Here is a 21,604-nt window from a genome sequence, read left to right as displayed (position 1 = left end):
GTCCACGTGCGCGTAATGCCGGTTCGGCGTCGAGTACTCCACGTGCGCCACCGCTATCGTGATCCCCCGCTCCCGCTCCTCCGGCGCCTTGTCAATCTGCTCAAACGCTATGTACTGCGCCATCCCCCGCGCCGCCTGCACCCGCGTGATCGCCGCCGTTAATGTGGTCTTCCCATGATCCACATGCCCGATCGTCCCTACATTCACGTGCGGCTTCGTCCGCTCAAACTTCGCCTTCGCCATGGCTCCCCTCGAGGTATCCTCCGTGTCCAGGAGCTCGCGACGGGGGTTGAACCCGTGACCTCTTCCTTACCAAGGAAGCGCTCTACCCCTGAGCTACGCGAGCGTATCGTAGCGGGCGGCGCGGACGGAGCGTGAAACACGCCGCCCGCGCCGCCACGGAGCACTGCCGGAGGGGGCAGGCGCAAGCCGCCAGCGTGCGCCCGGTCAGGCCCCTCCGCTCTCCCCATGCGCCAGCGCGGTTCGCGCGCCGGTTTCCTGCCGCCGTGCCCGCCGCTGGCTGGTGGGAGCGCGGGCCGGAGCCGGCTGGGAACAGACAAGTAGTATACGGGTCATCCGGATTTTTGTCAACCTCGCCGGCCGCTAGCTGCGGAGCGCGGGGTTGGGCGCGAGGGAAGCTGCACACGCGACCCGATTGCGTTTTGGGCGACTCGTTATAATGTAGAGCGGCGGGGTTGCTGTCGGGTATGGGCCGGCTGGGGTCCCGGCGGCTGGTGTGGTGCGGGCGCTTGTGCTATCCTGGTGGTTACAGCAGAGGCAGGAGCAGCGGTGGCGACAACGACGAAGAAGCGATTAGGCGAGCGCCTGGTGGAGATGGGCGTGCTCAGCGATTCGCAGTTGCAGGAAGCGCTGGGGGTGCAGCAGGGCTCTGGTGAGCAGTTGGGCAAGATCCTGATCGAGCTGGGGCATGTCCGCGATGATGATGTGATGCGGGCGCTATGCGAGGCGGCGCACATTCCCTGGTTGGACGTGGATGAAGTCAAGCTCGACCCGAAGATCATGGGCGCCATCCCGGAGCAAGTGGCGATGGCGCACACGGCCATTCCGCTGAAGTACGAGAATGGCCGTCTGATCGTGGCCATGGCGAATCCGTTCGACATGGATGCGACGATTGCACTGGAGTGGTCATCGGAGCGGCGCGTCTCGGTGGTGGCGGCGCCGCGCTGGTGGATCAAGTCGCTGCTCGAGCAGGTGTATTTGGGCGAGCTGCAGGAGCCGGGCGACCTGAAGGTTGTCTCGAAGAAGGCGGCGGCGGCGCCGGATGTAGAGGAAATCAGTGCAGCGCAGGCGGTGCAGGAGATCGTGAAGCGGGCGATCTCGTTGGGCGCGACGGATGTTCACATCGAGCCGATGGAAGAGATCCTGCGGGTGCGTTACCGGATGGACGGGCTTCTGCGGGAGGGTGGCACGTACGCCAGCTCGATCCAGAACGCGGTAGCGATCCGCATCAAGATCCTGGCGGGGCTGAACATTGCGGAGAGCAAGGTGCCGCAGGATGGCCGGTTCCGGATGGAGGCGGATGGCCGGCCGGTGGACCTGCGCATCTCGACGTTTCCGACGCTGCACGGCGAGGACGTGGTGCTGCGCGTGCTGGACCGTTCCAAGATGGACCTGCGGCTGGCGAGTCTGGGCATGACGCAGGAGGATATGAAGCTGTACCGGCAGGTGCTGCGCCGGCCGCACGGCGTGGTGCTGGTCACGGGCCCCACGGGATCGGGGAAGACGACGACGCTTTACTGCGCGCTGAACGAGCTGAACACGGGCGAGCGCTCGATTGTCACGCTGGAGGACCCGGTCGAGTATGCGATGGAGGGGATCCGGCAGTCGCAGGTCAATGTTCGACGGGGCGTCACGTTTGCGGCGGGGCTGCGTGCGATCCTGCGTCAGGATCCGGACATCATCCTGGTGGGCGAGATGCGGGACGGGGAGACGGTGCAGATCGGGTTGAGCGCGGCGCTCACGGGGCACCTGGTGCTGACGACGCTGCACACGAACACGGCGGCGGGCACGATCCCGCGGCTGCTGGACATGGGGGCCGAGCCGTTCATCCTGGCTTCCGCGCTGCAGATGGTGCTGGCCCAGCGGCTGCTGCGCATGCTGTGCGCGAACTGCAAGGAGCCGGGCGAGATCCCGGACGACCTGCGGGAGCGCTACAAGCTGGGCGATGCCCAGGTCTTCAAGCCACGGGGGTGCGCGGGCTGCCGGAACCAGGGGTACCGCGGCCGGCTGGGAATCTTCGAGATTCTGCCCATGACCAAGGAAGTGATCCAGGCGATCTACGACCGGTGTTCGGTGGACGAGATCCGGCGTGTTTCCGGGCGGCCCACCCTGCTGCACGACGGACTCAGGAAGGTGAAGGCCGGGTTGACCACGCTGGATGAGCTGTTGCGGGTCATGTCGGTGCAGTAGGCCCGGCTCCAGCTAGGCGTGACCTACGCAGGCACCCCTGGCAACTGCAGGATCTCGCCAGCCGGATCGCCGGCGCTGTAGGCCTCGACATCCGCAGCCGACGCTGTCGGCGGCCGAACGACGGCAGGCCGGCGGACGACACCCCGGACTCTGGCCGGAAGGGGCGGCTCCTGGCCGTCCTCCAAGTAGCTTTCGATGAAGCTCTCGAGCGCCGGCCAGAACTCCTGCTCCACTTCCTCCTCCGAGCGGCCGGCTACCACGAAACCGGGGAGTTCGGCGACGGTCAGAACAAAGTAATGGCCATCGTCCGTTCGTTCCGATCTCTCGATCGTCCACGGAAGCGAGAGATAGCGACGCACGTCATTCATGGCGTAGCTCCGAGTTGGTCAATGGCCTCGATGGCCTTCTCGACATACACTGGAAGGAGTCATGGGTTACTGGCTCGAAACGGAACTTTTCCTTCTCAACGACCGTCGCTGTCAATAAGGGCCCGGATCGCTTCCGGGAGTTCGACCAGCGTGTTAAACACCCTCCATAGCTGCCGCAGCTCATCGTCGGAGTAGTCGGCCAGGCTGGGACGCGAAGGCGGAGTTTCGAGGGTAGCAGCCCTCCGAGCCGAGCGTCCGCTAAGGAGCGGAGGTCGTGGCGGAATCTTCGCCGGGTCGATCTCCTACCCTATCGCCATCGCCACGCCTGGGCTGCTGATCGCGAACTCGACGAGTTCTCCGTCTACTTCGAGCTGGCGCTTGTCCATTTCAATGCCTGGACGAAGCTGATGAGGGTCAGTGCGGATCGGCAATTGCGTCCCGCCGCCTGCCAGGGTGCCGGCTGAGCATAGGCCGTCGCCCGCGGCCGGGTCAAGCCGAACCCTTTTGGCACCACCATTGACACCGCGGCAACGTGAGCGCGTATGAAAGTTGAAAGCCCCGCCGCAGGTGTGCGCCGGGGCTTGGCGTTTCCCAGGAGCGGGCGACGGGATTCGAACCCGCGACCCTCAGCTTGGAAGGCTGATGCTCTGCCATCTGAGCTACGCCCGCCCAAGGAGCTGACGCGGGGACTCGAACCCCGAACCTGCTGCTTACAAGGCAGCTGCTCTACCGGTTGAGCTACGTCAGCGCAGCTAGTGGCCGGTCACCGAGACTGCCGTGGCATTCGACTGCGGCTGCGTCCCGAGCCAGTAGCTACTCAATTTTACCGGTTATTGTTGAGGGGGTCAACGCTCGGGGTGCCAGCGCGGGCCCTGGGGCGTGTCCTCGACGACAATACCGGCGGCGGCGAGGCTGGCGCGAATGGCGTCCGCGCTGGCGAAGTCGCGGCGGGCCCGGGCCTCCTCTCTGCGGGCCAGGGTTTGCTGGACCCAGGCCAGGAACTCGGGATCGAGCGTGGCGACGCGCTGGCGGGCGAGGCTGAGGATGCCGAGCACTCGGTCCGCGTCTTCGAGGAGCTGGCGAGCGGCGGCGAGGTCGGCGGCGGGCGCCAGGTGCTGGTCCAGCGCGGCGTTGGTCTCGCGCACGAAGGTGAACAGTGCGGCGAGGGCTGCGGGTACGTTGAGGTCATCGTCCATGGCCTGTTCGAAGGCGGTGCGGGCCCGGCGCGCGAGCTGGGGCAGCGGCGAGGCGTGGTCGACTTGGGCGGGCGCCGCGGGGCGCAGCCGCTCCTCGAAATCGAGCAAGCGGCGCAGCGCCGCTCGTGCGTCGTGGAGGGCGTCGAAGGTGAAGTTCAGCTCGCTGCGGTAGTGGGCGGCGAGCAGCAGGTAGCGGATGGCAGCCGGGGAGTGCCCGGCCTGGAGCAGGTCGGCGAGCGTGTACTCGTTGCCCAGGGACTTGGCCATCTTGGTGCCGTCCACGAGCAGGTGCTTGACGTGCAGCCAGTAGCGGACGAAGGGGCGGCCGGTGGCTCCCTCGGACTGTGCGATTTCGTCCTCGTGGTGCGGGAAGACCAGGTCCTCGCCCCCGGAATGGATGTCGATGGTTTCGCCGAGCTCGGCGATGCTCATGGCCGAGCACTCGATGTGCCAGCCGGGCCTGCCGGTTCCCCAGGGTGCGGGCCAGGCGGCGCCCACGCGGGCGTCGGCTTCCTTGGCGGCTTTCCAGAGGGCGAAGTCCCGGACATCGGCCTTGCCGTACTCATCAGCGGCCACGCGCTCACCGGGTCGGACGGCGGACAGGTCGACACGGGAGAGTCGGCCGTAGTCTGGGAAGGCGGAGATGTCGAAGTAGACGGAGCCGTCGGCCTGGTAGGCTTGCCCGCGCTCGAGGAGTCGCGCGATCAGCGCGACCATGCTGTCCACGTGACGGGTGGCGCGGGGGTAGACGTCGGCTTCCAGCGCGCCCAGGGCGCGAAGCTCCTCAAAGAAGCCGCGGATGACGGGCGCCGTCAGCCCATCGATGGTGGTGCCGGCCCGCAGCGCGCCGTCAATGATCTTGTCCTCCACGTCCGTGAGGTTCATCACGAACCTGACGTGGTAGCCCTTCCACTCGAGGTAGCGGTGGACCAGGTCGTTGAAAAGGAAGGTGCGCTGGTTGCCGATGTGCGGCGGCTTGTAGACGGTGGGGCCGCAGGCGTAGAAGCGCACCACGCCGGTTTCGAGGGGCTCGAACTCCTTGAGCGAACGGGACAGCGTGTCGTAGAGGCGGAGCGTCATCGTCTCCTCTAGGAGTGGGTAGTGTCCCGTCGGCCAGCGCTGCAAACTCGCAGCATGGACACTAGCTGCGGCGCACCTGCAGCGGCTGTGCCGTGCCCGCTGCCTCGGCGGGCGGGCCTGCTGCGGCCGCGGGCATCTGTCCCTCCCCCCAGTAGAAGGTGAGGTGGGGGAAGGGGATCTCGATGCCCTCGGCGTCAAAGCGCTTCTTGATGCGGCGCCGCAGTTCCCGGGCGACGTCCCATTGTCTCAGGGGCAGGGTCTTGGCGGCCATCCGGATGGTAACGGCGGAATCCGCCAGGCTCTGGATGCCCAATACCTCCGGCTCTTCGAGAAGCGAAGACCCCCATTCCGGGTCGGCATAGAGCTGCCGGCCGACCTCGAGCAGCACGCCGATGACCCGGTCCACGTCCTCCTTGTAGGCGACCCCGATGTCCAGCACGGCGCGGGACCAGGCCTTGGTCAGGTTGCTGACCCTGGTGATCTCGCCGTTGGGGATGACGTGGACGATGCCCTCCAGGTCGCGCAGCACGGTAGTGCGGAGCGTGATCTTCTCCACCATGCCCGCGGTGTCTCCGACGCGTACCACATCGCCGATCCCGAACTGTTCCTCGAGCAGGATGAAGATGCCGCTGATGACGTCCTTGACGAGCGACTGGGCGCCGAAAGAGATGGCCAGACCGGCGACGCCGGCGGTGGCGAGGAGCGGTTTAATGTCGATGAAGGCGCCGAGAATGGTCAGGGCAGCGACGACCACGATGACGACGAGCGCGACGTTGTTCAGCAGGCCGGCGAGGGTGCGGGCCCGTTGCTCGCGCAGTCGTTTGAGGAGGGGGTCCTCCTCGGGCCGCTCGCGCTGCAGGCGAGCGGTGAGGAGCTTGACGGCGTGGTAGCCGGCAAAGGCGAGGCCGAGAATGACGCCGATGCGGACGAGGTCCGGCAGGACCCGCTCCCAGTCGAAGATGCGGCTCAGGTCAGGCATGAGCTGCGCCTCACGGCAGCAGCCGGATGTGGGTCAGGCGCCACCCATCCTCCTGGACGAGCGCGAGGAACACGGTAGCGCGTTCCGGAATGCTGGTTCCGCGGACTCTGGCCATCCAGGTAAGCTCGCCGAAGGCGCGGCGTGGTGCGCCGCCCACCACGTCGACCATGCCAACGGAGAGCTGTACCGTGACGCGTTCCTCGAAGAGGCGGCGCAGCATGGCTGCGGCCTGGCGCGGGCTGAGTGGCCCGACGGCTTTGCGCTCGATCTCGAGCGAGACTCCGTCGCGGGAGGCGAGGGCTGCAATGGCGGCGGCATCGCCGCGGCTCCAGGACGCAGCGAGGCGTGCCAGCACGGGCTCGAGGTCGGGCGCCTGGCCGCTGGCCGCACCGGTGGCGGCGAGCAGAAAGGCGAGGCTGAGCGAGGCGGCTGGCCGCCTCATGGCTGTGGCTCCGCGGCGGCCGTCTCGTTGAGGATCTGTTTGACCACAGCCTGGGGGTCCGGCGCCTCGAATACTGGCCGCCCGATCACGAGGAAGTCGGCGCCGGCGCGCACGGCGTCGGCCGGCGTGGCGGTGCGCACGTGGTCGCTGGGCAAGTCACCGGCGGGTCGGATACCGGGCGTGACCACGAGGAATCCGGCGCCGTGACGTCGTTTGAGCGCCTCGGCTTCGAGCGCGGCGGCGACGACGCCATCCAGGCCGGCGTCGGCGGCCAGGGCGGCCAGCCGGGCGACCTCCTCGCGCAGGGAGCGGAGCTGCTTGTCCCATACCTGCTCGACGTCCGCGGCGGTGAAGGAAGTAAGGAGAGTGACGGCGAGGAGCAGCGGGCCATCCGAGCCCACTGCCTGCCGCGCCGCCTCGAGCATGGCGGAACCGCCGGCAGCGTGCAGGGTGAGCATGTCCACTTCCAGCTCGGCGGCGGCCCGGACGGCTCCCTCGACGCTGTGGGGTATGTCGTGGAACTTCAGATCCAGGAAAACGCGCTTGCTCCGGGCCCGCAGCTCGCGCACGATCTGCGGCCCGCTGCGCGTGTAGAGGGGCGCCCCGACCTTGTAGTACTCGACGACGTCTCCCAGCCGATCCACGAGGGAGAGCGCCTCGGCGGCCGTGGGCAGGTCCAGGGCGACGATGATCGTGGCCATATACGCAGGGAGTGAACTCGTCTCAGTCGTGGACCCTACCGCCCATGAGCTGGCGGATGTCCTCAATGCCTTGCCGCTCCGCGAAGCGGCGCAGATCCGAGAGTACACGCAAGGCCATGCGGGGATCCGCGAAGCTGGCAGTGCCCAACTGCACCAGGTTCGCGCCGGCGAGGAAGTACTGCAGGGCGTCGCTCGCGCTGGCGATGCCGCCGACGCCCAGGATGGGGACGGCCGTGCGGCGGCGGGCTTGCCAAACGGCGTGCACGCCGACGGGCAGGACGGCCGCACCGCTGACGCCGCCGACGCCGGCGCCGAGAATCGGCCGGCGGCGCTCGATGTCGAACAGCAGGCCGGGCAGCGTATTGATCAAGGTCAAGCCATCGGCGCCCTCGGCTACGGCGATCTCGGCCATGCGGCCGATGTCCGGGACGTTGGGTGCGAGCTTGACCACCAGGGGGCGGCGTGTGCGGGCGCGGGCGTGGCGGACCACGGCTGCGAGCAGGTCCTCGCGGGTGGCGAAAAGCGCCCCGCCCTCCTTCACGTTGGGGCAGGAGACGTTCAGTTCGAAGCCCAGGAAGCCCGGCTCGCCTTCGAGCGTTTCGACGACCTGGGCGAACTCCTCGATGGTGCGACCCGCGACATTCACCAGCACGCGGGCGCGGCGCAGGCGCTCGGCGAGCCAGGGCAATTTACGGGTGCGGAACTCGGCCAGCCCCACATTGGCGAGGCCCACCGAATTGAGCATGCCGGCGCGAAACTCGGCGACGCGGGGCGCCGGGTTGCCGGCGCGCGGCTCGGGAGTCACCGACTTGGTCACGATGCCGCCGAGCAACTCCAGGTCCAGGATCCCATCGAGCTCCTGGCCGTAGCCGCACGTGCCGCTGGCCAGGAGCACAGGATTCTGGAATTCAGTACCGAGCAGCTCCTGGCTGAGCCTCATAGGATGGTGTCGCGCCGCTGGGGAGGCGGAGCGGCTCTGGCGCGGGCGTCAAAGGAGGTATCCTGGGGCACTCGAGCGCTGTCGGCCAGGAAAGTGTCCAGCTTGAGGATCGAGTCGACGCGCAGCGAGTCGCCGCGTACGCAGGCGACGCGGACACTGTCGGCCTTCACGCCGGCGATGCCCAGGGTGTCGAGCATGGCGCCGCAAACCAGCTTCATGCTATCGGCGCGCGCCGCCGCCTTCACACTGTCCAGCAGGGCCACGGCACGGATGACGAGGGCGTCGCGCCGGTCCGCCTCCCGGCTGGCTTCCTCCCGGAGCACGGCGAGCGTACGAGCCAGCCGCTCCTCTGCATTGCGGAACGGCTCCTCGGCGGCGCTTCCAGAGAGCGCGGCCACATAGGGATTCTCCCCATAGCCGGAGAGCAGTTGACGGATGCTCTGGGCCTGGTCAGGCGCGGGACCTGTGGCGGCCGCAGCCAGCAGCGCTTTGGGCGCCCAGGTGGCCTGGGGCACGAGCTCGGCATAGGTGAGGAAGAGGGAGCGGGCGAGGGCGGGGGCGCCGAGCTCGTCGCGGGCCAGCTCGGCGGCGGCGAAAATAGCCAATGGCTGCGCGGTCTCGCGGGCGCGCTCGAGCAAGACGGCGAGCGTTTTCAGCGAGCGTAGCAGTGCCTGCGCCTGCGCATCCGCGAGGGCGGGGAGCAGCAGTGCGCGGATCTGGGCAGCGTCGCCTAGCTCCCGCATGCCTGCAAGCTGCCAGCGGGCGAGGGCCACGCGAGCGCGCTCCGACGTGGGGACTGCGGCGCGCTCGGCGAGGAGCCGGGCTTCGGCGATGGCCGTGGCCGTGTCTCCGGCGCGGGCGGCCAGTTCAGCGCGGAAGAGTGCCAGGCCACCCTGCGAGCGGGGGGGCCAGGGCGCCTCCGGCAGCGGCGCCAGCAGTTCCCGCGCCCTGGCGGCACCCCAGAGCTGGGCGGCGCGCTCAGCCGAAGCGCGCAGCGAATCGGCCCAGCGGTAGCCATCCGCGTCGCGCAGCAGTGCCGCGAAAGCTTGGGGCGCCCGGCCGCCGTCCGCCTCGTCCACTGCGCGGCTGACGGCTTCGAGGCGAGCCTCGCCGCCGGTGCGGCCAGCCGTGCGGGCGGCGGCGGTCAGATCGGCCCAGGCTCCTTCCTCGTCGCCCGCGCCGAAACGAGCGCGCGCGCGCCAGAGCCGAGCAAAAGCCGAGAGCTCCTCCCGCCCGCCCGCGGCGGCAAGGGCGGCATTCAGTCGCTCGACTGCCGGGGCGTAGAGGGAGAGGCGGACCTCGGCGGCTCCCAGGTACGCCTGCGCGCTGGCCCGCATCCCGGTGTCCCGCGTCTCGTCGAGCAGTCGCAGCAGCGCGGCTCGGGCGGCCGCATCCTCGGCGCGCCAGAAGTGGGCGCGCGCAATCAGATAGAGTGCGTCATCGGCCCAGCGCCCGTCCGGATCCTGACGCAGACTCTTGGCCGCCTTCTCGATGCTCGAGCCGTAGGCAGTGAAGGCCCGCGCGTTTTCGCCACGCGCCGCCGCCCGCTCCGCTTCGGCAAACAGCCTGCGGGCGTTGTACAGGGCGTTGAAGTAGGCGCAAGACGGGAGCAGCGCGGCCGTGAGGAGTCCGAGGGCCAGCCAGCGCCTCATCCCGCCTCCCCCGCGACCAGGAGGTGCTGGTGCATGGAGAAGAAGCGGTCCACGGCGTCGGCGAGCGCCCAGGCGAGCTTCTGCTGAAAGGGGGAGGTACCCAGCAGCCGCGCCTCGCGCGGGTTGGAAATGAAGGCCAACTCGACCAGTGCTGCGGGCATGAGCGCGCCGATCAGCACGCGAAACCCGGCCTGCTTGACGCCGCGGTTGGGCCCGGGGTGAAACGAGGCCAGCCGGCGCTGCACCGTCTCGGCCAGGTTGTTGGAGGCGTGCAGATAGAAGTTGTTGCGCAGATTACTGAGGATATGGTCGAGCTCCGGAACTGGCTGGGCCGCGGGCGCGTCCTCGAAGGCGACGGCCGCGTTCTCCATGTCGGCGACGCGGCGCTCATCTTCCGTGCGGGCGGCGGAGAGGAAGAAGCTCTCGAACCCCTCGGCGCCGGACGGCCCGGCGTTGGCGTGGAGGGACAGGAAGAGCGCAGCGGGGCGCCCCGCCTTCCATTCATTGGCGAGTCGGGTACGATCGGCGAGATCGATGAGCGTGTCGGAGCTGCGCGTGACGTGTACCTCGTACCCGCGGCTGCGCAGCAGTGCGGCGAGCCGGAGTGCGACGGCCAGGGCAACATCTTTTTCGCGCACGCCGTTAGGCCCGATCCTGCCCGGGTCCCTGCCGCCGTGCCCGGCGTCGAGCACGACCACGCGCGCCGCCTCAGCGGGCCCGCGCCCGGCCGGCGCCGCCACACTGTCCGCGGGCGGCCGCGTGGCGGCCGGTTCCGCGCGCTGGGCCAGCGTTGGCGGCCGGAGGCGCAGTACGCCGGCCTGGTAGGTGATGCGGCCGGCGTAGTGTGCGGGGAGCCATTCCGTAAAGAACTGGTGCGGCAGATAGACGATACCCGCTTCGCGGTAGACGGGTGCCACGAGCTGGCTCACCCGGCCGCCGGCCAGGAAGAAGGGGGAGAGGATCTCGAAGTGCAGGGTATCGCCCAGCAGGAGCGCCCGGAAGCTGGCGGGCCCGAAGTGCAGCTCGGCGCCGAGCAGGGCGAGGGCGGTGGCCGGGTAAGCCGGATAGCCGCTCTGGTGGTCCAGCGGAGCGGGAGCCGCCTGGCCCACTCCCTCGATGCGCAGCACGGCGGGCGCCTGCCCGTGCAAGCCGACGGGGGTCACGAGGAGCAGGAGGAGGAGCCAGCGGCTCATCGGCTGGTTCTCAACGCCCGCTGGATGTCTCGCTCGGCGCCACGCCGCTTCAGGTCCTCGCGCTTGTCGTGGAGCTTTTTCCCCCGGCCGAGCGCCAGCGTCAGTTTGGCGTATCCGCGGCGGAAGTAGAGGTCGAGGGGGACGAGCGTGAGGCCCTTTTCCTGGGTGGCGCCGATGAGGCGCCGGAGTTCCCGGCGGCGGAGCAGCAGCTTGCGGGGGCGGCGGGGATCCAGGTTCCAGCGGCTGGCCGGGTCGTAGGGGCTGACGTGCATGCCGAACAGCCACGCCTCCCCGTGCTCGATCCGGCTGTATGCTTCACTCAAGCTGATCTTCCCTGCGCGTACCGACTTGACCTCGGGACCGGTCAGGACGACGCCCGCCTCGAAGGTCTCCAGCACGTGGTATTCGTGGAGCGCCTTTTTGTTCCTGGCAATGACCTTTCTGGCGTCTGGCCGCGGCTTTTCCATACCGGCGAATCTAGCCGGGGCAGTGGCGGCGCGGAAGCCGAGGCCGTCGCTTAGTGGTCGAATCCGCAAATACGGCCGCATTCGGCCGTGGGCGTACTTACGAACTCGACCACTTAGGGTCAGGAACCCTGCCGCGGCAGAAATCGTGCGGCGCAGCCTCACCTCAGCCTCTCCTTCTGCCGCCGGCGGGTGCGCTGTATGGCGATCACCTGGGCGACCTCGCCGCCCAGGACAAAGGCTACGGCGGAGTAGTACACCCAGAGGATCAGGATCACGAGCGTCGCCAGGTTGCCGTACGTCGAGTGGTAATCCGCAACATTGGTGACGTACAAACTGAACGCCTGCTTCATCAGCTCGAAGAGCGTGGCCGTGAAGGTCGCGGCAACCAGCGCCGTGTGCCAGCGGACGCGGCGCTTGGGCAGGTAGCGGTAGATGAGCAGGAACATGACCCAGATGGTCAGGAAGGCGACGAGATTTCCGTAGAGGAACTGGATGAGGCGCAACCGCCCTCCTTCGAGGCCGAGGAACTGGAAGCCGAGCCTGGCCACGATCTCGAGCCCGACCGTCAAGCCGACATTGAGGGCGAAAAGTGTGCCGGCCGCGACGACCATCTTCATGTCGAAGATCTTGCCCGCGATCATGCTGCGCTCCTGCTGCGCGTCAAAGATCTCGCGCAGCACGGTGCGCAGCGTGCCGACGAGGCGAGTAGCGAGCCAGACCAGGAATATGGTGCCCACGCTGAGCAGTCCCGTGCTCTTGTCGATGAGGCCGTGCAGCAGGCTGGCGACAGCGCGCTCGAACTCCGGGCTGACCTGAGGCAGGTTCCGGCTCAGGAAGCGGAGCAGCACATCGGCTCGATCTGCGCTCTGCATGCGCAGGATGGTGCCGGCAATGCCGAGAATGGCCAGGAGGAGGGGCACGAAGGCGACGAGGACATTGAAGGCGATGGCGCCGGCGAGGAAGAAGATGCGGTCTTCGTCCGCCTTCTGATAGACGCGGCGCAGGAACTCGCCCGCAGCCCGGAGCGCGCTGCCGGCGCGCGCGCGGAGCTCAGGAGCGAGGGCCGGGCGGCAACGTCGCCAGACCTTAGATACCGACGTCTTCTTCTTCCTCAGGCCTGCGCGGCGCCGCGCGCTGCCCGCTCCGGGCCCGCCGTGTGGCGCGCGCAGGGGGGCCAGGCGTTTCCTCTACGCGGCCGGCGCGGCGCGCCGCGTCGATCCCGGTCTGCACGGTGTGCCTGGCATCGGCCAGGCGCTGCTGCAGCTCGGCTCGTGTTTCGCGGGCGGCCTCCCTGCCCGCGTCTACGACCTGGCGTGCGGCGTCGAGGCGGCTGCTCACTTCGCGGCGGACATTGCCGAGCGTACCGGTGACTGCTTCCTGCATCTCGCGGGCGGTTCCCTCGGCGGTTTCCTTCAGCCGCTTCATGCCGCCGCGGATCTCCCTGCGGGTCTCCTTGCCGGAGCGGGGCGCGAGGAGGAGCGCGAGGCCGGCGCCGAGGAAAGCGCCCCAGAGGAAGGGGGCTATGCTGCCGCCGCGGCGTTCCACGACGATGTAGGGAAGCTCATCACTCTGCGCCATTTCGTCCCTCCTTTCGGGCGCCGCGTCCGGTCGCGCGGCCTGCCTCGGCTTCAGTGGGCGGCTACGGCCTCCTCGACACAGGCGAGCAACTGCTCGCGGAGCGCCTTCTCGCTGATCCCCAGAATCTTGGCCGCCGAGCCTCGCCGGGCGCCGGGCCGCGTCGCCGGGTCGCGTGCAGGACCCGCGAAGGCTTCTGTTTGCGCGTACCCTTCTGCCGCAGGCGAAGTTCCGGACGTGCAGTCCGGGTCGCGCTCCGGCGCGGGGGTCTGCCCTTGGGCGAGCTGCGCGATGAAACACCCCAGCACCTCCACCCCACGCGCTACGCCCGCCTTAGTGGTCGAATCCGCAAATACGGCCGTACTTACGAACTCGACCACTCAGGGCAGACCCTGCGCGGCTTCCCGCTCGACCTGCTCCCAGTAGCGGGTGCGGAGGCGGCGCGCGGCCGTGGCGGCCTGGGGCGGCAGCGGCCTGCCGTCCAGCTCGAGAATGCTCACGGGCCCGAGGGAAGTCATGGTCGCGAAGATCTCCTGGGCGCGGTCCAGCTCGGCGCGGGGGAAGCGCCCCTGCTCGACAGTGTAGCCAAGCTCGGCGGCGATCTCGAGCAGCACAGCGCGGGTGACGCCTTCCAGGATGCCGACCGCGGCCGCAGGCGTGCAAAGTCGATCGCCTTGCCGCCAGAAGACGTTCCAACTGGGCCCCTCGGCCACTTCCCCGCTGGTGGAGAGCAGCAGCGCGTCATCGACACCGGCGGACTCCGCTTCCAGGCGGGCGAGGACGGGGTACATGCGGCCCAGGGCCTTGAGCTGCGGCGGCATCGATTCGGGGGGCGGGTGCCGCACTGCGGCGGTGATGAGGCGCCAGCCGCGCTCGGCCTGCTGGCTCCAGTCTGCGGGCATGGGCCGCAAGGTGAGCAGCAGCGTAGGCGGCGCGCCGCTGGCCGCGCCCCGGCTGACCGTAACGCGGAGCATCCCCTCTTCCATGCCCGTGCGCCGGGCCAGCTCGCGGGCCGCGTCCTGGATCGATTCGAGCTGCGTCAGTGGGATGCGCAGGGCGGCGGCACCCTGCTCGAGTCGGCGCAGGTGCTGGCGCAGCCGGAAGTAGTGGCCGCGGTGGCGGCGCACACTCTCGAACACGCCATCGCCGAAGAGAAAGCCGCGGTCCTGGACGGAGACGGCGGCCTCGGCCTCCTCCAGCCACTTCCCGTTCAGGTAGACGATCAAGCGCCCGCCATGGCGAAGCCCTTCAAATCTCGATCACGAGGCCGTCATGCGCCGGCTCAATGCCGGGTGGCAGCGCCCCCAGAAGTTGGGCGTGGCCTACCCGGTGGGTCAGGTGGGTCAAGTAGGTCTTCCGGGCTCCGATCTGGCGGGCGACATCGACCGCCTCTTCGATGGTGAAGTGGGTCGGGTGCCGTTTCCCGAACCAGAGCGCATTCAGCACGAGCACGCGCACGCCGCGCAGCGCGTCCCGGGTTTCGGCGGGCATGGCCTTGGCATCCGTGACGTAGCCCAGCGCGCCGGCGCGGAAGCCGAAGGCGAACACTTCACCGTGGGGCACGGGGAGCGGCAGCAATCGGAATCCCGCGACGTCGACCGCCTCTCCGGGTGGCACTACCTGCAGGCGCAGGTGGGGCTTGGTAGTGCCCTCCGGGGGGTGGTAGTCGGGGTCGAAGATGTAGGCGAATTTGGCGCGCAGCGTGTGGGCGCATTCGGCGCTGGCGAAGGCCAGGAGCGGCTGGTCGGGTCGGACGGAGAAGGCGCGCAAGTCGTCGACGCCGTGGGTGTGGTCGGCGTGGCAGTGGGTGAACCAGACGGCGTCGATGCGGGCAATGCCGGCGCGCAGCAGTTGGAGGCGCAGCTCCGGGGGGGCGTCGACGAGCAGGTGGCGGGACGCGTCGTCGCTCTCCAGCAGCGCGGCGTGCCGCGTCCGCTGGTCGCGTGGATCCGGAGACTGGCAGGTAGCGCAGCGGCAGCCGATGACGGGCACGCCGAAGGAGGTGCCGGTGCCCAGGAAGTGAAGTCTCACCTCACAGCTCCTCGACGCGCAGCATGTTGGTGGTACCGCGGACATGGAAGGGCACCCCGGCCGTCACCACGACGCGCTGGCCCGCCTGCACGATACGGCTGCCCAGCAGGTATTCGCGAGCACAGGCCAGCATGGACTCGTAGGTGACGGGGTCCTGGCAGAGCACGGGGTGCACGCCCCACACCAGCGCGAGCTGGCGGCAGGTTCGAGGCTGATCACTCACGCCCACAATGGGCACGGGCGGCCGGTAGCTGGAGACCAGGCGAGCCGTGAAGCCGGTGCGAGTGAAGGTCACAATGGCAGGCGCGCCCAGCAGGCGCACAGCTTCTACGGTAGCGGAGGCAATGGCGTGCTCCGTAGGCGTGGCGCCGGCGCGCAGGTGACCGAGGATGGGGACGTCGTACTTCGGCCCGGCCTCGAAGGCCTGTGAACGCTCGATCTCCCCGACGATGCGCACCATAGCTTCCACGGCGAGCAAGGGGTAGCGGCCGGCGGCGGTCTCTCCTGACAGCATGACCGCGTCGGTGCCGTCGAAGAGCGCATTGGCCACGTCACTAGCCTCGGCGCGGGTTGGCCGGGGGTTCTGCATCATGGACTCGAGCATCTGCGTAGCGGTGATGACGGGGCGGCCGTAGAGGTTGGCCAACTGGATGATGCGCTTCTGGGCGAGCGGCACCTCCTCGAAGGGCAGCTCGACGCCCAGGTCGCCGCGCGCGACCATGACGGCATCGGTCTGGGCCAGGATGCCCTCGATATTCTGCAGCGCGATATCCTTCTCGACCTTGGAAACGATCAACGGTCCGTCGGGCAGCCGGCGCCTGAGGTCGAGCACGTCCTCGGGCCGACGCACGAAGGAGAGGCCGATGTAGTCGACGTCGGCGCGCAGCGCGAATTCCAGGTCGATCAGGTCCTTGGGCGTGAGCGAGGGCGCGCTGACGTGCACGCCGGGCAGGTTCATCCCTTTGTTCGGCCGGAGCATGCCGCCGCGGACGACAGTGCAGGCGACGCGGGGCGGCCGCACTTCCTGGACGCGGAGCTCCATGAGCCCGTCGTCCAGGAGCAGGCGTGTGCCGGGCATCACGTCCAGCGCGAGATCGGCGTAGGTCGCGGGCAGCTCGCCGGCCTGGGCTTCGGCTTCCGGCGCGACCATCACGGTCGTTCCCTCGACCAGCGGCAGGGGCTCGGGAAGCGCGCCAATCCGGATCTTGGGGCCGGCGAGATCGGCGAGGACGGCCAGCGGCTTGCCCAGCCCGCGGGCCGCCTCGCGCGCCCAGGCAATGACGCGGCCGTGCTCGTCGTGGGTGCCGTGCGCGAAGTTCACGCGCACAACGTCGACTCCCAGCTCGGCGAGTGCAATGACGTTCTCCCGCTGTGCCGACGCGGGTCCGATGGTGGCGACGACCTTGGTACGCATGGCCAGGCACCGTTCCGGAAAGGAGGCAGCGACGGCAACCCGTAGAGTATCGCTACGGGGTGTGGCGCTGCTAGTGGCTCGCCACGAGGTTCTGAGGCATTCGCGCGCCGCTGCATCGCGCGGGGCGGGAACCACTAGACCAGTTCCCCGGCAACCATGGTGGCCACGACGTGGACCTCGAGCAGGTCGGCCCCGCTCAGCGCGAGCGGGTCTCTGTCCCAGGCGACGAGGTCGGCGAAGGCGCCCGGGGTGAGTTGCCCCTGGGACCCGGCGAGTCCGGCCGCGTGCGCTGGCCCGAGCGTATACGCCCGCAGCGCCTCTGCGGTGGTCAGCCGCTCCTCGGGGAACCAGCCGCCGCGCGGCTCGCCGGCCAGGTCGGAGCGCGCCGTAGCGGCGAACAATCCCAGGCGGGGGTCCGGCGGCTCGACCGGCATATCCGAACCGAAGGCCAGGACCGCGCCGCTCCCAGCAGGCGGGGCAACCGCCGTTCCGTACAGGGCCGCCGTGAGCCCGCCCCGGAGCAGGGAGCGGAAGGCGTAGGCGGTGCGGCTCCGCTCGTGCCCCCAATACAGCTCAGCCGGCCTCCAGTCCGTGATGAGGTGTGCCGGCTGCATCGAGCAGACGATCCCTGCGCGCCCAGCGTCTGCCAGGCGCTCCGGCGGGCAGAGCTGGAGGTGCTCGATGCGGTGGGGCAGGGTGTCGGTGCGATGTTGCGGCAGGGCGAGCACGTCGAGGGCGAGGCCGACCGCCGCATCGCCGATGGCGTGGACGGTGCTGGCAAGGCCGGCCCGAGCCGCCCGTTCCACGGCATCGCGGAACTCCGGCTCGGGCAGCACCTGGACGCCGCAGTCGCTGCTCCCCTGGTAGGGCGCGCTCAGCCAGGCGGTGCGAGAACCGAGGGCGCCGTCCAGGAACATCTTGACTCCTCCGATGCGGATCCACTCCCCGCCCAAGGCGCTGCGCAGTCCGAGTCGGATCGCGTCATCGAGGCGGGCGAGGGGCAAGTGCTGGAGCACGCGCAGGCGGAGGCGGCCGCGGGCGCGCACGCTCTCGAAGATGCGGAGCGAATCCGCCTCTACCGAGTGGATGCCGGTGATCCCCAAACGGTGCAGCTCGAGCTGCCCCTCGAGCAACGCGCCGGCAGCTTCCTGCTCGGAGGGGGGCGGCAGGCACTGCAAGACCAGTTGCGTGGCATTCTCGAGGAGCACGCCGGCGGGGCGGCCGTCCTCATCTCGGAGAATTCGCCCGCCCTCCGGGTCGGGCGAGCCGGCACCGATGCCGGCCCGCTCGAGTGCCTGGCTGTTCACCCACAGTGCGTGCATATCGTGGCTCTGCAGCGCCACGGGCCGGTCCGGCACGGCCGCATCGAGGAGCGACCGGTGTGGGAGGGCGTCCCAGTGGTGGGGATTCCACCCCCGCCCCCGCACCCACTCGCCCGCTCGGGCCCGGGCGTGCCGAGCCACCGTCTGGGCGGCCGCTTCCGGCGTGGTCGCAGTGGAGAGATCGGCTTCGCGGCGGGCGAGGGACCACTCGACGAGGTGCGCGTGAGCGTCGGTCAGCCCGGGAGTGATGGTGCTGCCGCGCAGGTCCAGGCGCGGGGCGCGCGGCGCGAGGTGCTGAAGCTGGTGGGCGGTTCCGGCCGCAACCACCCGGCCGTCGCGTAGCAGAAGCGCCTGCACCGTGGCAGCGGTCCGGGTGTGCCCGGGCGGGGGCGCTGCGAAGGTGTGGACCCGGTCCGCGACCAGCAGCACGACGCGCTCTGCTGCGGGCGGGGCGGCCATCGCAGCTAGCCGCCCCCGCCAGCGAGAGCGTGGTGCACCAGCCGCGCAAGCTCTGCAATCAGCAGTTGTGCCTCGTTGTCCAGCCGCCAGCTCGTGTCGGCGTTACCGGTGCTGAATATACAGAGCACGTAATCTCGCGCCTTGGAGTAAACGATGCCGCAGTCGTTGCGCGACTCGTCCACGGACCCCGTCTTGTGGGCGACGGTGGTGCCGGCGGGCAGGAAGCGCGGGATCATGTCGTTGTAGAACTGTGCCTTAAGCATGCGCAGCATCTCGGCCGACGCCGGTGCGGAAGCGGCCTCGCCGCGGTAGATCATGGCCAGGAGGCGGGCCATTTCGAGGGGTGTTGTCACGCCCAGCCCGTAGCGGGCGGAGGAGTCTGGCGCCACGCTACTCGAGTGAAGGAACACTTTGTGGTGCAGCTTCGTGCGGGGGAACCCCAGGGCCTCCATCCGCTCGCCGACGGCGCGGATACCGAGCTTGTCCACCAGGAGGTTGGTGGCCGTGTTGTCACTGAGCGCTATCATCAGGAAGGCTGCGTCCCGCACGCCGAGCTGGTGCGGCGCAGCAAGGAACTGAAGGATGCCGGAGCCGGGCTGTTTATCCGTCTCGAGCAGGATCAGCGGGTCCTCGAGGCGCAGCTTCCCGTGCTCGACCTGGTGGAAGAGCTCGACCAGGACGGCCACTTTGATCACACTGGCCGTGGGGAACGGCTCGTCCCCGCGGATGGCCATGGTCTCGCCTGTCTTGGGGTCGACGAGGGCCAGGCCCACAGTGCCGCGGTGGCGGGCGATCCTGGCCTCGAGGTCGGGGCGCAGCGCGCCGAGCGGCTGTTGCGCAATCGCTGCATCGGCCAGGGAGGCCATGAGTGCGAGGGCCAGGAGGTTCCTGCGGCGTTGCAGGCGCATGGGCTCCCTTCCGGTCGAGATGAACCGGGCATGCTATGCGGGGCCCCCGCGCGGCGCAAACTGACGGCAGCCTTGCACAGGCGGCCGCCGGGGTTGCACGTTGGGGCCGGCCAGCTACCGGGGCAGAATGGAATACATTCAGAGCGAAACGCGTCTCGGCGCCATTGCGGACCGGCTGGCGGCCGAGCGACTGGTGGCGGTGGACACGGAGGCAGCGGGTTTTCACCGCTACCTCGACCGCGTCTGTCTGCTGCAGCTCTCGACCCGCACGGAGACCTGGGTGGTGGACACCCTGGTGGTGCAGCGGCTCTCGCCGCTGGCCGGCGTGTTCGCGGACCCTGAGGTGGAAATCGTCCTGCACGACGCCGATTACGACCTGCGTCTGTTGGCGCGGGATTTCGGCCTCACCGTGCGAGGGCTGTTCGATACGCGCATTGCGGCACAGTTCCTGGGCGAGCCGGCCATCGGCCTGGCAAACCTGGTGGAGAAGTACGTGGGGCTACGTCTGGACAAGAAGCACCAGCGGGCGGACTGGGCTGAGCGTCCGCTGCCCGCGATGCTGCTCGAGTACGCGGCAGAAGACACGCGGCATCTGCTGGCGCTGCGGGATCGGCTGCGGGCGGAGCTGGCGGCGGCGGGGCGGCTGGGCTGGGCGCAGGAGGAGTTCCGGCTGCAGGAGGCGGTGCGCTGGGACGAGGCTCGTGAGGATGGTGATCCTTACCTACGCATCAAGGGCGGGCGCGACCTCCGTCCCCGCCAGCTTGCCGCGCTGCGGGGGTTCTACGACTGGCGGGAGCGCCTGGCGCGTGCGCGGGACAAGGCGCCATTTCGAGTCCTGTCCAACGCCGCGCTGCTGGAGCTTTCCCGCCGCATGCCACAGAACCTCGGGGAGCTTGCGGAGGTGAGCGGTGTTCCGCGCCGGATCGTGGACTCCCATGGCGCGGAGCTCCTCGAGGCGGTCCGTCGGGCGCAGAGCCTCTCCGCGGAATCGCTGCCCACTCGCCCGCGGCGTGCCGGCCGCCCGGCACCGGATGCGGAGTTCGATCGTGCACTGGAGCGCTTGAGGTCGGCGCGGGACCGGATGGCCGCCGAGCTGGGATTGGACCGCGGCTTCCTGCTGCCGCGTCTCCAGCTAGAAGAGCTGGCGCGACGCCGGTCTCGCTCGCTCGAGGAGTTGAACGCGGTGCCGGGGCTGCGGCGCTGGCAGATTGCCGCGGCAGGGGAGGCTCTGATCTCGGCACTTCGCCGATAGGCCGCCGCTTCACCCCTCGATGTACCAGACGCTCACCACGAATTCCGCGGCGCCGCGCCCCGTTGTCGCGGGGATCACCGACTGGCGGACATCGACGATCTCGCGATCCACGCGTTCCGCGAGCCAGGTGTTGAGCGCGAGCTCGAGCGTTTCGAGCTCCCGCCCGTGGAAGAAGCGCACCTGCATGGGTCGGCTCGCGCTGCGAAGGTGCAGTGGAACGGCTGGAGCTTGCATGGGATCTCCTCGTGACACGAGGCTAGGCTCCCCAGGGAGCGAATCCGAAGGCGAGGTAGTCGCCGGGTCGCGCTTCGAGGGCGTCGGCGGCCTGCTCGAGATGATCGAGGGTCTCTTCGTTCTCGCCCGCCGCCCGGGCCGCTTCGAGGATGGACTGCAGCAGGGCCCTGATTTCCGGCGGCTGAAGGAGCACGTATGCCTTTGGCTCCGGCTCCTGTCCCCGCGCCTGGACGACCAGATCCACCAGGTCGGTCTGCGCCGAAATCTTCCAGATGTCCGCCGTCTTCTTGAGCAGCTTGTCTGCTGTCTTCACGTCCGCGTGGAGCGAACGCAGCAGCCGCCGCACCTCGCGGTCCGCGGGCTGGCCGCGCTGTTGTGCAAAGCGAGCGGCCAGGCCGGCGGCATCGTCACCCTCGCGGCGCTGGGCAGCGCGGGCAAGCAGCTTGCCCACGTAAGCGTAGATGCCCAGGACGAGGGGGAGCGGATCCAGTGCAGTTCGCATGAAAGCGCCTCCGTTGGTTCCTTCCGAGCAGTTTGCCACCTTAGTGGTGGAATTCGCGAGCACGGTCGCATTCGGCCGCCGCCCTCGGTGCGTGACCATACTCACGAACTCGACCACTCAGGGCAAACCGAGTGCCGCCGGAGGATTCACTCGTGTGGCCGCCTACTCTAGAGCCTGGCGCTGATCCAGTCGGTGAGCAGAGTGAAGAGGTGGACCTGGGCGCTGGCGCCAGATATACCGTGGCGGCGGTTGGGGTAGATCATCAGGGAGAACTGCTTGGCTGCGGCCTGCAGCGCGTCCACGAGCTGCACCGTGTTCTGGAAATGGACGTTGTCATCGCCCGTGCCGTGGACCAGTAAGAGGTGGCCGGCCAGGCTGCCCGCATGCTGCGTGGGCGCACTTTCCCGGTAGCCGCCCGGGTTCTCCTGCGGGGCGCGCATGAAGCGCTCGGTGTAGATC

23 protein-coding genes and 3 tRNA genes are annotated in these 21,604 nt (G+C 69.2%); 2 read left to right on the top strand and 24 right to left on the bottom strand.

The features are described from left to right. Both tuf and HY703_03115 read right to left on the bottom strand, forming a co-directional pair. Positions 1-243 (bottom strand): elongation factor Tu (tuf, locus tag HY703_03120; protein ID MBI4544168.1); only part of this gene is annotated, 243 nt, incomplete at its 3' end. Positions 244-274: 31 nt separating this feature from the next. Beyond that, positions 275-346: transfer RNA gene (locus HY703_03115), tRNA-Thr, on the bottom strand. Positions 347-789: 443 nt separating this feature from the next. Here HY703_03115 and tadA point away from each other — a divergent pair. Further along, positions 790-2,430, top strand: a complete 1,641-nt coding sequence (gene tadA / locus HY703_03110) for a Flp pilus assembly complex ATPase component TadA (protein MBI4544167.1) — start codon at positions 790-792, stop codon at positions 2,428-2,430. 23 nt (positions 2,431-2,453) lie between these two features. On the opposite strand, the gene HY703_03105 is transcribed toward tadA, so the two are convergent. The 19 genes from HY703_03105 to HY703_03015 form a co-directional block, all read right to left on the bottom strand. Then, complete coding sequence (locus tag HY703_03105) at positions 2,454-2,798, bottom strand: type II toxin-antitoxin system HicB family antitoxin (protein ID MBI4544166.1); 345 nt, start codon at positions 2,796-2,798, stop codon at positions 2,454-2,456. A 596-nt stretch (positions 2,799-3,394) separates the two neighbouring features. Then, positions 3,395-3,467: transfer RNA gene (locus HY703_03100), tRNA-Gly, on the bottom strand. 6 nt (positions 3,468-3,473) lie between these two features. Next, positions 3,474-3,546, bottom strand: a tRNA-Thr gene (locus tag HY703_03095). Positions 3,547-3,643: 97 nt separating this feature from the next. Continuing rightward, positions 3,644-5,074 (bottom strand): cysteine--tRNA ligase, encoded by a 1,431-nt coding sequence (locus HY703_03090; GenBank protein ID MBI4544165.1) that lies wholly within the window; start codon positions 5,072-5,074, stop codon positions 3,644-3,646. A 61-nt stretch (positions 5,075-5,135) separates the two neighbouring features. Then, positions 5,136-6,053 carry a mechanosensitive ion channel family protein gene (locus HY703_03085; GenBank protein MBI4544164.1) on the bottom strand — a complete coding sequence of 306 codons (918 nt, stop codon included), beginning with the start codon at positions 6,051-6,053 and terminating at the stop codon, positions 5,136-5,138. Between the two features lie 10 nt (positions 6,054-6,063). Continuing rightward, positions 6,064-6,495 (bottom strand): hypothetical protein, encoded by a 432-nt coding sequence (locus HY703_03080; protein ID MBI4544163.1) that lies wholly within the window; start codon positions 6,493-6,495, stop codon positions 6,064-6,066. Further along, positions 6,492-7,196, bottom strand: a complete 705-nt coding sequence (pyrF, locus tag HY703_03075) for an orotidine-5'-phosphate decarboxylase (GenBank protein ID MBI4544162.1) — start codon at positions 7,194-7,196, stop codon at positions 6,492-6,494. The genes HY703_03080 and pyrF overlap by 4 nt, the downstream gene beginning before the upstream one ends. Before the next feature lie 22 nt (positions 7,197-7,218). Then, entirely contained in the window at positions 7,219-8,136 is a 918-nt protein-coding gene (locus HY703_03070; GenBank protein ID MBI4544161.1) for a dihydroorotate dehydrogenase, read from the bottom strand. Then, on the bottom strand, positions 8,133-9,788 hold the full coding sequence (locus HY703_03065; protein ID MBI4544160.1) for a hypothetical protein: 1,656 nt from the start codon (positions 9,786-9,788) through the stop codon (positions 8,133-8,135). The genes HY703_03070 and HY703_03065 overlap by 4 nt, the downstream gene beginning before the upstream one ends. After that, positions 9,785-10,981, bottom strand: coding sequence for an N-acetylmuramoyl-L-alanine amidase (locus HY703_03060; protein MBI4544159.1), 1,197 nt, complete (start codon positions 10,979-10,981; stop codon positions 9,785-9,787). Before HY703_03060 ends, HY703_03065 begins: the two co-directional genes overlap by 4 nt. Then, positions 10,978-11,448 (bottom strand): SsrA-binding protein SmpB, encoded by a 471-nt coding sequence (gene smpB, locus HY703_03055; GenBank protein ID MBI4544158.1) that lies wholly within the window; start codon positions 11,446-11,448, stop codon positions 10,978-10,980. The genes HY703_03060 and smpB overlap by 4 nt, the downstream gene beginning before the upstream one ends. Before the next feature lie 158 nt (positions 11,449-11,606). Next, positions 11,607-12,626 (bottom strand): YihY/virulence factor BrkB family protein, encoded by a 1,020-nt coding sequence (locus HY703_03050; protein MBI4544157.1) that lies wholly within the window; start codon positions 12,624-12,626, stop codon positions 11,607-11,609. Then, positions 12,535-13,026 carry a YtxH domain-containing protein gene (locus HY703_03045; GenBank protein ID MBI4544156.1) on the bottom strand — a complete coding sequence of 164 codons (492 nt, stop codon included), beginning with the start codon at positions 13,024-13,026 and terminating at the stop codon, positions 12,535-12,537. The genes HY703_03050 and HY703_03045 overlap by 92 nt, the downstream gene beginning before the upstream one ends. A 50-nt stretch (positions 13,027-13,076) precedes the next feature. Then, positions 13,077-13,403, bottom strand: a complete 327-nt coding sequence (locus HY703_03040) for a hypothetical protein (GenBank protein MBI4544155.1) — start codon at positions 13,401-13,403, stop codon at positions 13,077-13,079. Further along, a complete protein-coding gene (locus HY703_03035) occupies positions 13,404-14,249 on the bottom strand; it encodes an aminotransferase class IV (GenBank protein ID MBI4544154.1) in 846 nt (281 codons plus the stop codon). Positions 14,250-14,271: 22 nt separating this feature from the next. Next, positions 14,272-15,054 (bottom strand): MBL fold metallo-hydrolase, encoded by a 783-nt coding sequence (locus HY703_03030; GenBank protein MBI4544153.1) that lies wholly within the window; start codon positions 15,052-15,054, stop codon positions 14,272-14,274. Position 15,055: 1 nt separating this feature from the next. Beyond that, complete coding sequence (gene pyk / locus HY703_03025; protein MBI4544152.1) at positions 15,056-16,468, bottom strand: pyruvate kinase; 1,413 nt, start codon at positions 16,466-16,468, stop codon at positions 15,056-15,058. A gap of 134 nt (positions 16,469-16,602) precedes the next feature. Then, positions 16,603-18,249, bottom strand: a complete 1,647-nt coding sequence (locus HY703_03020; GenBank protein MBI4544151.1) for an amidohydrolase — start codon at positions 18,247-18,249, stop codon at positions 16,603-16,605. Between the two features lie 5 nt (positions 18,250-18,254). Further along, positions 18,255-19,157, bottom strand: a complete 903-nt coding sequence (locus HY703_03015; protein MBI4544150.1) for a serine hydrolase — start codon at positions 19,155-19,157, stop codon at positions 18,255-18,257. Between the two features lie 127 nt (positions 19,158-19,284). Here HY703_03015 and HY703_03010 point away from each other — a divergent pair, with 127 nt between their 5' ends. Beyond that, positions 19,285-20,409 carry a ribonuclease D gene (locus HY703_03010; GenBank protein MBI4544149.1) on the top strand — a complete coding sequence of 375 codons (1,125 nt, stop codon included), beginning with the start codon at positions 19,285-19,287 and terminating at the stop codon, positions 20,407-20,409. 9 nt (positions 20,410-20,418) lie between these two features. Here HY703_03010 and HY703_03005 read toward each other — a convergent pair whose 3' ends face one another. The 3 genes from HY703_03005 to HY703_02995 all read right to left on the bottom strand — a co-directional run. Then, positions 20,419-20,595: a hypothetical protein gene (locus HY703_03005; protein ID MBI4544148.1), complete on the bottom strand. Its 177-nt coding sequence runs from the start codon at positions 20,593-20,595 to the stop codon at positions 20,419-20,421. Positions 20,596-20,665: 70 nt separating this feature from the next. Next, a complete protein-coding gene (locus HY703_03000) occupies positions 20,666-21,145 on the bottom strand; it encodes a hypothetical protein (protein MBI4544147.1) in 480 nt (159 codons plus the stop codon). 167 nt (positions 21,146-21,312) lie between these two features. Further along, positions 21,313-21,604: prolyl oligopeptidase family serine peptidase (locus tag HY703_02995; GenBank protein ID MBI4544146.1), on the bottom strand; the 292-nt coding region annotated here is incomplete at its 5' end.

The organism is Gemmatimonadota bacterium (assembly GCA_016209965.1).
In the GTDB taxonomy this organism is placed as follows: domain Bacteria; phylum Gemmatimonadota; class Gemmatimonadetes; order Longimicrobiales; family RSA9; genus JACQVE01.
This window is presented reverse-complemented; position numbering and strand designations above follow the sequence as displayed.